The organism is Xanthobacter sp. DMC12, assembly GCF_056314105.1.
Window position 1 is genome coordinate 917,881 of record NZ_JBQUYZ010000002.1, and the last position, 15,282, is coordinate 933,162.

8 protein-coding genes are annotated in these 15,282 nt (G+C 63.6%); 6 read left to right on the forward strand and 2 right to left on the reverse strand.

The features are described from left to right. The first annotated feature begins 31 nt into the window (after nt 1–31). From ACT535_RS12370 to ACT535_RS12380, 3 genes are all read left to right on the forward strand, one after another. Complete coding sequence (locus ACT535_RS12370; RefSeq protein ID WP_476364583.1) at nt 32–4,024, forward strand: hypothetical protein; 3,993 nt, start codon at nt 32–34, stop codon at nt 4,022–4,024. A gap of 17 nt (nt 4,025–4,041) precedes the next feature. Further along, nucleotides 4,042–8,676, forward strand: a complete 4,635-nt coding sequence (locus ACT535_RS12375; protein ID WP_476364584.1) for a hypothetical protein — start codon at nt 4,042–4,044, stop codon at nt 8,674–8,676. Nucleotides 8,677–9,069: 393 nt separating this feature from the next. Next, complete coding sequence (locus ACT535_RS12380; protein WP_476364585.1) at nt 9,070–10,227, forward strand: hypothetical protein; 1,158 nt, start codon at nt 9,070–9,072, stop codon at nt 10,225–10,227. A 249-nt stretch (nt 10,228–10,476) separates the two neighbouring features. On the opposite strand, the gene ACT535_RS12385 is transcribed toward ACT535_RS12380, so the two are convergent. Beyond that, nucleotides 10,477–11,115, reverse strand: coding sequence for a hypothetical protein (locus tag ACT535_RS12385; protein ID WP_476364586.1), 639 nt, complete (start codon nt 11,113–11,115; stop codon nt 10,477–10,479). Beyond that, complete coding sequence (locus ACT535_RS12390; protein WP_476364587.1) at nt 11,093–11,350, reverse strand: hypothetical protein; 258 nt, start codon at nt 11,348–11,350, stop codon at nt 11,093–11,095. Before ACT535_RS12390 ends, ACT535_RS12385 begins: the two co-directional genes overlap by 23 nt. A gap of 484 nt (nt 11,351–11,834) precedes the next feature. Between ACT535_RS12390 and ACT535_RS12395 the strand changes: the two genes are divergently transcribed. From ACT535_RS12395 to ACT535_RS12405, 3 genes are all read left to right on the forward strand, one after another. Beyond that, the gene (locus ACT535_RS12395) at nt 11,835–13,493 is read left to right on the forward strand and encodes a Na/Pi cotransporter family protein (protein WP_476364588.1); all 1,659 of its coding nucleotides are present in this window, start codon (nt 11,835–11,837) and stop codon (nt 13,491–13,493) included. A 594-nt stretch (nt 13,494–14,087) separates the two neighbouring features. Further along, the gene (locus ACT535_RS12400; protein WP_476364589.1) at nt 14,088–14,585 is read left to right on the forward strand and encodes a thermonuclease family protein; all 498 of its coding nucleotides are present in this window, start codon (nt 14,088–14,090) and stop codon (nt 14,583–14,585) included. Between the two features lie 430 nt (nt 14,586–15,015). Continuing rightward, entirely contained in the window at nt 15,016–15,258 is a 243-nt protein-coding gene (locus ACT535_RS12405) for a hypothetical protein (RefSeq protein WP_394029685.1), read from the forward strand. The last annotated feature ends 24 nt before the right edge of the window (nt 15,259–15,282 follow it).

Here is a 15,282-nt window from a genome sequence, read left to right on the forward strand (position 1 = left end):
CCGGGCCGAAGCCTTTTTCAGCAGTGCAGACTTGTCATGGACAGCCGTTTCTAAACTGGAAGCCGGGAAAAAGCAAGTAGGTTTCGAAAAATTAGCGCCTGGACACCAATTAAGCGTCTATATATCTAAATATTTCTTCTTAAGTTCTTGTATTAAGATATGTTTCTGCGGAAACAGTTCGTGTGAATTGTGGATTTTATATTCGAAATGTGGTAATGATGAAGGAATAGGCGAGCGCTTTGCCTTTTCATCCATTGCAGCATTCGGAATCGTGGACATGGGCGTTTCACTTGGTGTCGGCGGTAGCTCGTCTAATACTTCGGGGTATTCGATCACAGCCCCGCCGAAGTACATTTCAAACGCCTATAAGGCCATCATCCCGCAGGCTCAGGCGGCCGCCGCTACGCCCTATACGCCCTATACGGGACAGCTTACGGCCGGCCTGACGGATGCGCAGAACATCGCGATTGCCGGGCTCGGGAATGCTCAACACGCATATCAGCCTTATTACGATCAAGCGGCTCAATATGGGCAGCAGTCCACGACTGCCGTCACGCCCATGGAATTTAACGCGCAAAACCTCGCGCAGTACCAGAATCCTTACATTCAGGATGTGGTCAATTCCACGCTTGGCGATTTAACGCGGTTATTCGGCCAGCAGCAAACGCAGGTGACTGGCAACGCGATTTCCTCGGGCGCATGGGGCGGCGACCGGGCCGGCATCGTCAAATCGAACCTCGCGAACAATCAGGCGAACACGGCGGCATCGACGCTCGCGAAGCTCTATTCCGACTCCTTCAACAACGCGGAATCGCAGTTCAACACCGCGAACAACGCCCAGATGACGGCGCAGCAGCAGAACAACGCGAACGCGCTGGCTGCGGCCGGGCTGTATCAGGGGCTGGGCACTGGAGCGTCTACGAACGCGATCAACCTCAATCAGGCGCTCATGGGGGCCGGCACGACGCAGCAGGCGACCAATCAGGCCGGGCTTGATGCGCAGTACCAGCAGTTCCTAAATCAGCAGCAGTACCCGTTTGAAACGCTCTCCTGGCTCACGGGCATCGCGACGGGGGTTGGCTCGAATGCCGGCGGAACCACAATCGGCAACTCGTCCACCTCGGGAAGCAGCTTCGGCGCTGGCGTCACGAGTAAGGCTGACGGCGGTCGGGTGCTCGATATGGAGCCGGACGGGGTAGGGGTCTATACGCTTTCCGATGTGCTGCGCGGGTTCGCCTCTGGCGGCGACGTGATGCCGTATGCTTCACAGGCGCACGGGAGGCCAACGGGTCTGTCCCTGCCGATCCAGGCGCCGGCTCGTGGGTCTGGGCCGCCGCGCGGTGGCATTCCTGATCCTGGCCGCGCTCCTCCCGTTCCGTCCGTTGGGGCAAGCGGTGGTGCGCCGGATCTCCAGCAGGGGCTAGACCGGATCAAGGACAGCATTGCCCCGCCTCCTGAAGCAGCTTCGGAGAATGCGGCACCCTCGGCCGTGCCTCCCGCTCAGGGTGGCGCGGCTCCGTCCTATTCGCCTCCCCGTCTCCTGACGCTTGGGTCTGTTCCCACGTCCGACGCTGGAACCGTCAACAACGCGCTCGGGCTGGCGAAAGCCTCGGGCTTGTCGTCTACCCTCCCCGCCTTCGGGCTGGGCATGAACTACGCTGCCGGCGGCGCGGTGGGTGGTGATGATGTCGATGATGAGGGCGTGCCCCTGATCTTCGGCCCCCAGCCGATTGCGGGGCTTGGGGCTTATCCCTCGACCTATGATCCGAACACGCTTGGCGCTCTCGCTTATGGGCGAACCGATCCGCTCCCGTCCCGTCCTGGCGCTGAACCGCCTGGGCCTCCTCACAATCCAGAGGCGGACGGTCTGGTTGGCGATGCGCCGCGCGGCAATATCGAGAATGCGCACCCCTATTGGCGAGCGCAGAAAGAACAGCGCGATCAAACCGAACAAGGTGGTTCGCTGCCCATCTACATCTCCCGGTATGAGGGCAACGACACCTCGGGCGATTTCGTGGCGCCTCCTGCCGCTGGATATGGTCCCGGCTCGGTTTCGGCTCCCGTCGCTGGGCTTGGCGCGGCTGGGGCGTATGCTGCCGCGATGCCGCAGGCTGGCCTTGGTGCTTCGCAGGCGGCTCCTACGGGCGGCAATGTCCCGCGTACGATCCGCACCAACAATCCCGGCGCCATTGAAGACGGCCCGTTCGCCCGCTCCCAGTCCGGCTATGTGGGCTCTGATGGGCGGTACGCGGTGTTTGATAGCCCGGAGTCCGGGTTCGGCGCCATGAACAAGCTTCTAAGCGCCTACCAGTCCAAGCACGGGATTAACACCGTGGCGGGCACGGTCGGCCGCTGGGCTCCCTCTGCCGTCGATAACAACGACACGTCCGGGTATATCGGGTACGTGGCAAAGCGGCTCGGCGTAGATCCGAATGCCCCCCTTAATCCGCAGCAGCGCGCGGGCCTTGCGCAGGCCATGGCGTTCTATGAGGCGGGGCGGGAATTTCCCACATCGGGAAACCCTCTTGCCGTGACCGATGCTAACGGGCGTATCCAGCCGGGCGCTGCCCAGCCTCGCGCCGGCCTCGGTTCCGGTGAGGATGAGCCGGAAATCCCGGCCTATGCCCAGCCCACGGCCGGCAAGAATCCGCCTCCGGTTGCTGGCCTGGGGATGCCTCCGCAGGGCGAGCCGGTGGATGATGGGAAAGCGTTCGGTGCCGCCATGCAGGCGGGGCTCTATGGCCTTCTGACAACCGGCAATATCGGCACCGCTATTCAGGCCGGGACGCAGACTTACAACGATATGCAGTATCGGTTGCGCGGCCTTCTCTCGCCGAATGAGAGGACGCAGGCGCTTCAGCGCGAAATGTACCAGTCGCAGGCCGACAAGATGCGCGCGGACGTGGACAAGACCCGCGCCGAACGCATGCAGGTTGTCACCAACCCCAACACGGGACGCTCCTATCTCCTGGATAAGGTGACGGGCGCGCGGCAGCTTATCGATGAAGGCCAGACGGCGGACCTTGAGATTGTGAAGGATGTGGCCGGGAACTCGATCGGGTCGTTCAATAAGCGCACCGGACAGTTTACCCCGCTGCCGGCGGCGGCTGCTCCTCGGGTGCCGGGCCTTCCTCCTGGCGTCAAGCCTACGTCTGACTTTGACAATTGGCAGATTGCGGTGGCGGGCGGCGATACGCGCACCTTTGCTCAGTATCAGGAGGCCATGAGAAAAGCGGGCTCTGCGGCTGGCGAGGGTGCCGAGGTCAAGGCGCTTGGCGAGGAGCGGGGCAAGGCGGCGGCCGGCGTGGAAGCTGCCGGGCGGCAGGCTACGGACACCATTGCAAAGTTGGATCTCTTGGGCGGCCTTCTCCGCAGTGTAAAGACGGGCGCCCTATTCCCTGCTGAGGCAACGGCCGCGGATTGGATGCAGGCTTTCGGGATTGACCCCGCGAGGTCTGGCCTTGATCCGAAGGCGCCCATGACGCAACAGGTCGCCCAAAAGATTATCAATGAGCTGACCGTGGGCATGATCGGCCCCGGCGGCTTCCCGGCGAACAACTTCTCGGATGCGGATCGGAAGTTTATTTCGGATATTTTCCCCAAGATCAGCAACCGCCCTGAAGCAAACGATTTGGCGCTTGGTGTCCTTCGGAAGATCCAAGAAAAGAAGCTCGATTATTCCGACGCTTGGTCGGATTATCAGGACGCCGCCAAGGCTAAGGGTGAGGTTCCTTCCTTCTCTGCCTTTGAGCGGGATTACCGGCGCCAGCACCGCAACGAACGCCTCTTTGGTGATCTGGAAACGCAGTTGGGGTTTGGGGCTCCCTCGGGCTCTTCGGCGGGGCCGGCGCGCTCCGGCTCCTCTCTCGGCGACGTGGTGGGGCAGTCTCTCGGCTCGCAGGGCTCGGGCTCCAGTGGGCCGCCTCGGGTGAACAGTCCTGCGGAGGCAATGAAGTTGCCGCCTGGAACCGTCTTCCTCGATAGCGAGGGGCGCACTCGCCGCGTCCCTGATCGTCGGCCCTGAGCGCGGGAACCTCTCCAATGACCATCGCTAGCACTTCTCGCCCCGCCTCCTCTCCCTCGGAGGGGCAGAAGGTCGCGGGCAACTATCGCAAGGGCCACATTCGGTTTCATGGCCTGGATCTGACCGTTGAAACGGTGAAGGGTGCCCAACGCTCCGGGCGGGACAGGTCCGGGAAGCGCTGGGCGGTCACGATGCCGGCGACCTATGGCTATATCAAGCGCACCAATGGCGCGGACGGCGATCAGGTTGATTTCTACCTCGGCCCTTATCGGGCGGGGCAGGATCAACGGGCCTTCGTAATCGATCAGGTGGACCCTGCCACGGGGGACTTTGACGAACATAAGGTGATGCTCGGCTATCGCGATGCGAAGGACGCCATTGCCTCATTCTGCCGTGCCTTTTCTGATGGGCGCGGCGCGCACCGGGTCGGGTCTGTCGCAACGCTCACACTGCCGGAGCTGAAAGGCTGGCTCAAGCGGGGTGACACTACGGCGCCGATGGTGCGCAAGGCGTATGCTACCGGCGGTGCGGTGGGTTCGGATTGGGATGCCTTCCCGCTGGTCGATGCCGGGGGCGGTGGGGCCGCTGGGGGCTGGGATGCCTTCCCAGTGGTGAGCCAGTCCGCGCCGGCCTCGGGGGCGTCTTCCGGGGGCTGGGATGCCTTTCCAGAGGCCGCGCCGCAGGCTGATCCCCTTCGCAATGCTCTCCGGCCCTATGCGGTCGGCCGGGCAACTCCGGGGGCGCAATGGGATGTCATGGGCAATCCCATGCCGGAGGCTCCTCCGGCGGCGAATCCGAACGCAAAGGGCGGCATCTGGAATAATCTAACCGGGGCCTTGAACCAGTCGATTTACTCGGCGCTGGGGGCTCCGGCGGAAGCGGCCAACGCGGCATTGCGCAATGTGAATGCAGATGCCAGCCGCAAGACCGGCGTTGCCCCTACCCAATATCCGGCAAGTCCGCTTTTCGGCTCGGACTGGTGGGCGCGCCAATTCAATCAGGTCGGGGTCAACAAGCCGGAGGACGTGGCGGCCAACACCTTCGGGGAGCGCATGGCCCGCGCCATCGGCTCCGGCGTCGGAATGACAATCGTCCCTGAGGCTGCGCTGGCGGGCCTCGGGCGTGCTGGCGTGCTTGGCGAAGGCGTCGTTAATGCGATGGCTCCCTATGTTGGGCGCTCCACCTCGCTTTCTGATCTGGCTGCAAATACCGCTCTCGGCGGCCTGAGCGGCGCGGGTGCCGAGTTCGCGGGCGGGGCTCTCCCGGATCGATATCGGCCCCTTGGGGAAGCGGTGGGCGGCCTCTTGGGCGGTGGTCTGGGTGCCCTTGGCTTGGCGGGGCTGGGCGCGGCTGCAAAGGTGCCTGGGGCGGTGCGCGATTTCCGCCTGTCTTCTTCTGAGGCTCAAGAGGCGGAAGCGGCGCGGCGCCTGCGGGCGGCGTCGGAGGCTGGGCGGCCTGAAAGGACGCTTGCGGATGCCCTTTCGGAGCCGGAAAAATTCGAGCTGGTGCCTGGCTCTCGTCCGACCACGTTTCAGGCGACGGGCGACATGGGGATTGGCGCCCTTGAAGCCGTTTCGGCTTCGGCGGATCGGACTCCCTTTCTCCAGCGGCGAGCGGAACAGAACGCGGCGCGTCGGGCGGCTCTGGAAGATATCCAGCCGGTGGGCGCGCCGGAGGCTGTCAGCAACGAATTGCGGGCGGGGCTCGGGCGCCTGGATGCGTCTTCGGCTCGCGCGGTAGATGCCGCAACGGAACGGGCGGCCGGGCTCGCTGGCAAAATTGGCGGGGAGCTGCCGCAGGACGTTTACGGCGCCCAACTGCGGGGGCTTGAAGCGCCTCGGGTTGAGAATGCACGTTCCGCCGCGCTGGAGGCCATGCAGGGGCTTGGTGGCCTCGATACGCCCGAAGTCTACGGGGCTGGGCTCCGTGATCGGCTTTCGACGGCTAAGGGTGCCGAGAAGGCGGGGGAGCGGGCGGCATGGGATGCGGTGGACCCTGATCGGTCCCTCTACCTGCCGGCCAGCGAAATGGCATCCACCGCGCGCCGGATCGCGTCCGATATGCCGGCGACGGCAAAGCCCCTGGCAGGCGAGGAAGCGCAGTTGTTCGGCATCGCCTCGGGGCTCGGTGACGGGGCGGTTCCGTTCCGGGATCTGGACGCCTTCGCGAAGCGCTTGAACGCGGCAATGAAGGAGGAGCGGCGCACCAACGGCGAAACGCCCACGCTCTACCGGCTGACGCAGCTTCGGGCTGCGGTGGCTCGCGACATGGATATTGCCACCATGGAAACCGGCGCTGCCGCTGGCGAGCGGGCGGCCGGGGTTCCGCTTGAAGAGACGTTCGGCGATCAGGGCCGCGCGGTGGTGGGCGGTGCCGACGAATGGCCCGGCCCGGTACCTGGGGCGACCATGGGGCCGCGAGGGGCCGCTGCTGAAGTTCCCCGCGCTCCCGCCTCTGGTGCTGCCGATGCCATGATGAATGAGGCGGCCGATATCGCTCTCGGCCGCAAGGTGCCCTATCGGCCCCCGTCCTTCCTTAAATGGATCGAGCGCAACGGTGGAATTCGGTATGACGATGATGTGGCGTCGGTGCTCGATGCTGCGGACAAGCGCCACGGGAACCTGCTCAATACCTCCGGCCGGAGCGTCGATGATTGGGGTACGGCCATTGCCGAGCGGGCGGGCTGGCAGGATCGGCCGGAACAGAATGAAATTCTCGACTGGATCGCCGATGCGGCCAACGGGCGGGAGCCGGATTGGTGGAAGGATATCCACGTCAACCCGGATCGGGAATCCGCCGCGCGCCTTGCCGAGCACCTGACGCGGATCGCTGCCGAGGAGGGCATTCCCCTTCGGTCGCGAAAGGCGGCTCTTGACTTGCTGCGCCGTGATGCCGAGCTATACGGCCTCGGCCCGTCTGATGATCTGCGGGCCGCCATTGCCGGCGAGGGTCGCGAATATGGAGCGGGAGCCTCCTCCGCAGGGGCGGATATGGGGCGCGGCTCTGGCGCTGGAGCTTCTGGATATCCCGGAGGCTCGGAGAGCGGGTTTTCTGGATTTTCTGGAGAAGCGGGCTCGGGTGCGCGGCGACCTGAATATTCTGCGCGAGGTTCGGGCGTTCCGCCGCAAGGGCTGGGAGGTTCTAACTTTGATGAGGAAGCCTTAGGGCGCCTTCAGGCGGCGCGCGAGGCCACGAAAACCCGTGCCGAGAAATTCGGGGTCAAGCCGATCAGCGATATCCTCCGCAGTCGGGGATTCGCTGAGCAGTTCGCCATGGATAGCGCCTCCGTTCCGGGGCGAATCTTCCAGCCGGGGGCCATCGGTTTTAGCAACGTCCAAGCCTACCGGCGAGCGGTGGGTGATGAGGCGGCCACGGCGCTTTTGCGGGACTACGCGATTTCCAGCCTCCGGCGCGAGGGTGGGGTGAGGCCGGACGGCACCCTTGATCCTGCCGGCTTCGCGCGGTGGCGGAACAAGTACAGTGACGCGCTGCGGGCGCTGCCTGGGCTCCTCTCCCGCGTGGGCACGGCCGAAAATGCTTCGCGTCTCCTCGATGCTGCGCAGATCATCCCGAACGGCCTTCTAGACGGTGATGTCGGGCGCCGGGTTTTCCGCACCGGGCCGGGCGGCTATGAGTCGGTGAACCGCTTTATCAACGCGGTGGGCGATGAACGGGCACGCGAGCTGCTAACCGATTACGCCATCCGCTCCCTGCGGGATTCCGGGGCCATGCGGGGGGACGGGACGCTAGACGCGGCGAAGGTGGCGACCTGGGGTCGGCAACATGCTGACGCCCTTCGGGCGCTCCCGGATGTTGCCCAGCGGCTGGCGGACCCTCTCAAGGCGTCGCAGGCCATTGCCGAGGTCGCAGTGCTGCGTAAGGCCGCGCTAGACGATTTCCAGCGCGGTTCTATCGGGCGCCTGCTCGGGGTCGATGACCCGGCGGACGTGACGCGGATCGTGGGGGGCATCTTCTCCCGTCAAGATCAGGTCAAGGAAATGGGGCGGCTGGTGCGCGAGACGGCGAACAATCCGCAGGCGCGCGAAGGGCTTCGCAAGGCGGTGGCCGACTATCTTACGCAACGGGTTTCCTCCTTTACCGAGGCCGGCACGAGTGGGGAAAACCTCCTCAAGGCCGCAGAGTTTCAGAAGATGATGGCACAGGCGACACCCGCGTTGCGGCAAGTCTTCTCGCCTGAGGAGGTCGCATCCATGCAGGCCATCGCTGCGGATCTTCACCGGGCGAACCGCTCGGTTGCCTCGAACAAGCTTCCGGGCATGTCGAACACGGCGCCGGAGTTGATCGCGGCGGCCAAGAATGCCGGGGGGCAGTCCTGGCTTGGGCGGCTTCTATCGCCCGAGGTCGCCAGCGGGGCGGGCGCTGCGGCCGGAAGCATGGTTGCCGGTGGGCTGGGTGCTGCGGTGGGTAGTGCCCTGGCGTCCCGTGTCGGCCGGGCTGCGGAGGGGATGCGGGCGGCCGGGCTCTCCAGCGTAGAGGACATTATCCGGGATGCCCTCCTAAACCCTGAGCGGGCTCGGGCTCTCCTCGCAAAGGTTCCGGTGCGGGTTTCGCCTGGGGCCGAAATGACACTCGGTCAACGCTACGTCCGTAGTTCTGTTCTGCCCACGCTCGGGACGCTGTTGGACAAGTAGAGGCTTGCGCAGCGGCCGGCTTTAATCGGCCGCTGCGCTAGACCTTCCAGGGCAATTCTGGCATATTGCTTTCAAGGCATCTCCTCGCGCTGAGGATCTGCCGGGCGCGTCCCGACAACCGCCCCGCCGCGCTGGTGATCTGGTCGCATGTTGCAGAGGCTTCCGCACGCTGCCGGGCCAAGAGCAATGCCAAAGCTGGGAATGGTTAGCCTCCACGCTTGTGCGTCGGCGGCTTTTTGTGTTTGTGGGTCGATGCCCTAGCGGTCACTCCATTGTGTCGCGTACCAGGATCTGCTCCTAGGTCGTTTGCGCCACTCGGGCCTCAGCTTTCCATGCGCGTCATCACTGCGACTATGCTCACTAGGGCAAATGCAATCGCGGAAGGCCGGTGAAATGGATTCTAAAACCGTATCGCGCCAGGAGCTTCTTGAGCAGGTGTGGCAGAAGCCGATGCGGACACTCGCGGCGGAATTCGGCATCTCGGCAACCTACCTGAAGAGCATTTGTGTATCTCTGGATATCCCCGTTCCGCGCCAGGGGCATTGGAATAAGGTGGCGGCCGGGAAGGCGGTCGAGGCTATGCCGGCGCTTCCCCCAGCAGATGGTTCGCTGGGCAACGTCACCATCATGGCCAGCGGCGATCGATCTTGGCGTGGCAGGCGTGCTCTCGTTGCTGATTACGCGGCAAAAATCGGCAAAGTGCGCCTGACAAAAACTCTTCACCCGATCATCGCACCATTGGCGACAGACGGGGAAGCGCGTCGCGAACATCGAGGCATGATTGCGAACGGTACGTTGGCAGAGGCGGTAAGGCGCTCGGAGCAGTCAAGCACGGGGAAGCGCCGGCTCATGCTGGTCAGCTCCTTGTTCCGGAAACTTGAAGAATGCGGATTTTCCCTAGAATTAGCAAGGCATAGAGAGTTTGTAGCCTCTCATGAAGTTGGGAGGATATATTTTAAACTGCAAGAAATTTTGAAAATCGAATTTGTAAAAACAGATTATTCGAAGGATCCGCTGGCTAGGCTTTTAGGAAGGGAGCGGCATCAGATTTACCACCTGACCGGACTACTGTTTTTTGAAATCTCTTCCTATGACGCGGGTGCCGGTACGCGGTTTGTCCGAGAGACCCGGCCGGGGGAATTAGACGAGCGACTCTCCGAGGTCGTTGCGATGCTGCTCGTTGCCAGAGATGTGCAAATTGATGATGAAGAGGACAATAAGGCTCGGCGGAAGTGTGAAGCAGAAGCCCGCGAACGGGCTGCACAAGAGCGTCGGCTTCAGGAGGAACAGGCAAGGCTCGTAGCGCTGGACCGTGCCCGGTTTAAAGCCTTCGTGGATGCCGGAGAGCGTTGGCACCGAATAAGTCAGGCGCGAAGCTTCCTGAACGAGATTCGCAGGATCGCGCCAGCCAAGGCCAGCCCTATTGAAGGGCGATCCCTCGTAGAATGGTGCGATTGGGTGGAGCAGCACTTGAATGAGAGGGACCCGCTGAAAGACGGAGCTAGCGCATTCGTTGTGGACACCCTGCTTTCTGTTGCTGAAAGAAAATGATCGGTCGCTACAAGCTCCGGTGCTGGGCCGGCGCATTCCCCAACTCGCTGCGCTGCTCGACCTCACCTTCGGCGAGGGAGAGGCGGCGCATTTTGAGCCGGACGGCGATTGCGGTCCACCGTCCGGCTGCCTACCCCGTGTGAAACTCGGGCCGTGGTAGGCGCAGCACGCCAGCCCAACCTAAAGCATAGCAGCAAGAGTCGGGCGCTCATGCGGCGAAATCGCGCCAGACTCGATAGAGAAATGGTGTCATTTAGGCTGTTTCAGTTGGACCTCGATGCGCTCAAGAATAGTATTCGTCCTTGCACTATTGACGTCAAGAGCCTGCATGCGACCATCTATTGTCTGGAATTTTGCATCGGACGACTTTTTATATTCTTTATAGTTTTCAATCATTTCTTTTTTAAAATCAATAAATTGCCCCATTGAACTATTGTAAATTACACCGCACAGCACCAATATTGCAGTGAGCGCTACGCCGCCGAACCATACGGCGCCCTTAAAGAATGAAATGTTCTCCCGGATGGTGGAAACATCTGATTTTAGAGTGCTCACATCGGGCTTCATGGACCCGACATCAGTTTTCAGCACAGCAGTGTCAGTCTTAAGCGTCGCGATATCGGCCTTGACGTCGGTGATTAATGACGAGAGCTTGTTTACGCTTTCATCTATCTTTGCCGTCTCTTGTGCCATTTTATAGACCGCCAGCTTATTGCCGAGGAGGAGCCGCCAGTAAATCGCCGCATAGGACGATTTCGGTCGAGCCCCAAGCGTGATCGAGGCGCTGAACGCCGAGATGTTATCACGGGGGAGAAGCCGAGGCATCATCTCTATGTTCACCGGCTTAGCGCCGGCAAGCAAGTGCTCAGGAAGCTGTATCTGCGTCATCGTCGGTCTCGGAAATGGCCGCGCGGCGAGCTGCGAGCAGGTCTTTGGGAAGCTCCCCCTTTTGGATCAAATCGGTAATTGCGTGCTCCATAAACGCGAAGGTAGTGAGGAACCCATCCACAGGCATTATGATCTGCGCGCAAGGCGTGACCTGCTGGGCCATCTCTCCATCTACGGTCGGGTCGACCCTATACAGATAGAACTTAATGACGTTTGGCCCGTTCGCGATGTTCATAATCCCATCCGCATAGATGGTTGGGATCAGACGCGGGACCGCCTCTGGCGGCGGTAGAGTTGACGCAGTACCACGTTCGACCAACGGCATTTTATCCCCCCAAGGTTGAGCGGAACGCTAACACCACCTTGGCCGTCGGTTCAACGCCTACCTGAGACGCATTTCGGGACAAGCTGCCCCTTCTCACTCTGTCGCGGTCATGATGTTGACGCCGCCTAGCGAGCCCCGGCAGTTTTTGCCGCATCCTTCTCGCGCCTCCATGCGTCCCACGGGTTTTCCGGCTCCGCAGAAGCCTCGCGCAGCCCGCTCGCCTTGTCGAGGGCGGCGTCCAGCGCCTTTCGGTCCCATCGGTTCGTGCCTGGGATCGGGCCCGGCACCAGTCCCTGCCGCTGTCAGATTTACCATTCATCTTGCCTGCTGGCCCCTCCTAGCCCAATACTTAGCCGGCCACCATTTTCGCCGATCACCCACGGAGCTGCATGGCATGAGCTTCTCCGTCACCCTGCTCGATCTCGCCGGTTTCGCGGCCCTGCTGCTGTGGGGCATCCATATGGTCCAGAGCGGCGTGATGCGCGCGCTCGGGCCGCGGCTGAAGATGGTGCTCGGCCACGCGCTGGCGGGGCCGCTGAGAGGCTTCTGCGCCGGCGCCGTCGTCACCACTCTGCTGCAGAGTTCGACCGCCACCGCCCTCATGGTCTCCAGCTTCACGGCGGCGGGGCTCGTGGCGCTCGTGCCGGCGCTGGCCGCAATGCTGGGGGCCAACATCGGCACGAGCCTGATCGTGCAGGCCCTGTCCTTCAATGTGGCAGCCCTTGCCCCGGCGGCTTTCCTTGGTGGTCTCATCCTGTTCCGCCGCGGTGCCGGCACCAGCATGCGTGACTTCGGCCGCGTGCTGATCGGCCTCGGCCTGATCGTCCTTGCGCTGCACGCCCTCGTGGACCTGCTCCGGCCGTTAGAGGATGCGCCGAGTATCCGCATGCTGCTAGGCGCCATTGCGACCGTGCCGCTGCTTGACGTGATGCTGGCAGCGATCCTGACATGGGCGGTGCATTCCTCGGTCGCCGTGGTGCTCATCACTGCCTCCCTGGCAGCGCAGGGTGTGGTTCCGCCCAATGCCGCCATCGCCCTCGTGCTGGGTGCAAATCTCGGCAGCGCCATCGCGCCTGTCGTTGAAGCCATGGGCAAGGACGACCCCGCTGCCATGCGCTTGCCCATGGGCAATTTCATCAACCGCGCCATCGGCGTCGCAGCGGGCGTGGCGCTGATCGAGCCCATCGGCCGGCAGATGGTGCTCTGGCAGCCCGACCTTGCGCGGGTGGCTGTCGACTTCCACACCCTCTTCAATATTGTCACCGCGCTGGTCTTCCTGCCCCTGCTCGGGCCGTTCGCGCGCCTGCTCGAACGCCTCTATCCCGACCGCGAACTCGCTGACGACCCCACCCGGCCGCGCTACCTCGCCTCGGCGGTGTCCGAAACGCCGGTGGTGGCGCTCGGCGCCGCGACCCGCGAGGCCTTGCGCCTCGCCGATGCGCTCGAGGAGATGCTCGACACCGCGTCGCGCGCCCTTCTCGACGGCGCGCGACGGCACATCGCGGAGACCCGCCACGGCGACGATGTGCTCGACCGGCTCAACAGGGAAATTCGGTCCTATCTCGCCTCTCTGGATCCCGACGACCTCTCGGCATCCGACCGGCGGCGGGTGGAGGAGATCCTCACCTTTTCCGCCAATCTGGAGCAGGCGGCGGACGTGGTCTGCGGCCGCCTGATGGCCGACGCCGGCAAACGGCTGAAGCGCGGCATCGCCTTCTCGACACCGGAGGAACGGGAGATTTCCGCGCTCATAGAACGGCTGAAGGCCAACGTGCGCCTCGCGGCTTCCCTCTTCATGACGGCCGATCCGCGGGCGGCGCGCCTGCTTGCCATGGAGAAGGCCGCTTTTCGAGAGAGCGAGACTGCAGCGGCACGCCTACATTTCGACCGGCTGCGTCACGGCCTTGCAGCGCAAGCCGAGGCAAGCGGCCTGAGCGCCGACATCGTGCGGGACCTGAAATTGGTGAACTCCCACGTGGTGGCAGCCGCGGCCTATCCGGTTCTCGCTCGCTCCGGCGAATTGCGCGAAAGTCGGCTGGCGGACCCGGAATGACGCTAGGCCCACCGCAGCGATAGGTGGTATGCCATCAGGCCAACGCCTGGTCCCCTGGAGCTAGGAGCACGCCCGCTTCCGGCGCCCTTTCCTGTCGCACCCGTTGGTGGCAACGACGCCGGCCGAGCTCCGGGGGGCGCTTCGAGCCCTCGCGCACTCCCACCGGAGCACCGTGTCACCGTATGCTTCGGGAACGAGGACGAGGTGCGAGCGTTCATGCGCCATTCGCAAGGCGAGCTGGTGCGTTCCGGCTGGGCGAACGTAAGGGTAGACGCGCGCCAAATTTCGCGCGAGCTTCGGCGCCTCTGCAATTTGGGGGCGCAGGTGGTCAGGGTAATCGTCGCGGCCATGCTGACATCGGCCATCAGCGCAGCCAGCCCTGCTTTTGCTACCAACACGCCCTGCTCGGGATCTAAGGGTGGGATCGCCCATTGCCGAGGGAACCTTTTCGTTTGTGAGGACGGCAGCACGAGCGGGTCGCAAAAGGACTGCCGAACCTATGAGAGAGGGATCCACAACGTTGCGGCTCCCGCCTCCCCGTCGTCAGGCTCCGGCGGACGGGCAGGCGAGACACCGGCAGGTGATGAACCTCCCTTGACCGCCCCTCGCCTGCTCAGCGCTCCCGCCGCCGCGGACACCGCGCCAAGCGAGCCTGCAGGGAGCGTCCCGAACCCAAGTCCGCTCGCCGGCCGGGCCTCGGTGATCGATGGCGACACCATCGAGATCCACGGCACCCGCATCCGCCTAGAGGGGATCGATGCGCCCGAAAGCCGCCAGACCTGCGCCGACAAGGCCAGCGGTGAGGCGATCCGCTGCGGCCAGAAGGCGGCCTTCTTCCTTGCCGACCTGCTGGCCGAACACACCGTCGCTTGCACCGAGGACGGCAAAGACCGCTATGGACGCACCCTCGCCCATTGCGAGGTGAATGGGCAGGATGTGGGCGCCGCCATGGTTCGCGCCGGCTGGGCGCTCGCATTCGTCCGCTACAGCAGGGAATACCTGCCGCAGGAGGAAGAGGCTCGCGCCGCCGGTGCGGGCATGTGGGCCACCGAATTCGTCACGCCATGGGACTGGCGCAAGGGCGCTAGATAAATCAGAGGAGGAAGGACCATGCGCGCTCTCGCGCTCGCCGCTGCCCTGCTGTTGGCGACTTCGGCGGCCGGCACCGCAGGCACTTACCGAAAGGCGCACGGTTTTGCGACGGGGACGTGCAAAACGTCGAGCTGCCGGTCAAAGCATCCCAGCGGGCGCTACGTGCACCCGATCACCTCGAAAAGCCGGCGCCATTGATGGCACGTGATGACCAGCCGTGGACGTCGTCCGACGCCCCGCGCTGGAAGCGACGGATCGCCGAGGCCGCGCTAATCGCTGCTAGCGGGGCAATTCTCATCGTGGAGTTCTTTCGGCCGCTCGCATGGGCTTGGCACTGGCTTGAGGACGTCATGCGGCGGTGACGTTCCGGCACCGTCGTACGTCGTCTCGGCCGGTGATAGCCTCCCGTCACCATCTGTGGGAGGGAATCATGAAGACGCTCGCAATCGCGTTCGCCCTGCTGTCGCTTTCTGCCGCCGCCGCCTCGGCTGACACCTGCGTTGCCAATGCTGACGCGAAGAAGCTCGCCGGTGCGGCGCGCACCAGCTTCCTCACCAAATGCCAGAAGGACGCGACGGCGGCCTGCAGCACCCAGGCGGCCGACAAAAAGCTTCACGGCGCTGCGCAGACCAGCTTCACCACCAAGTGCGTGAAGGATGCCGTCGGGCAGTGACCCCTCGGCCGGTCAGGTCGCCGG

Excerpts from the sequence above, each read along its gene's own strand:
- ACT535_RS12375 (WP_476364584.1), top strand. The coding sequence starts at position 4,042 with ATGACCATCGCTAGCACTTCTCGCCCCGCCTCCTCTCCCTCGGAGGGG.
- ACT535_RS12380 (WP_476364585.1), top strand. The coding sequence starts at position 9,070 with ATGGATTCTAAAACCGTATCGCGCCAGGAGCTTCTTGAGCAGGTGTGG.
- ACT535_RS12385 (WP_476364586.1), bottom strand. The coding sequence starts at position 11,115 with ATGACGCAGATACAGCTTCCTGAGCACTTGCTTGCCGGCGCTAAGCCG.
- ACT535_RS12390 (WP_476364587.1), bottom strand. The coding sequence starts at position 11,350 with ATGAACATCGCGAACGGGCCAAACGTCATTAAGTTCTATCTGTATAGG.
- ACT535_RS12395 (WP_476364588.1), top strand. The coding sequence starts at position 11,835 with ATGAGCTTCTCCGTCACCCTGCTCGATCTCGCCGGTTTCGCGGCCCTG.
- ACT535_RS12405 (WP_394029685.1), top strand. The coding sequence starts at position 15,016 with ATGAAGACGCTCGCAATCGCGTTCGCCCTGCTGTCGCTTTCTGCCGCC.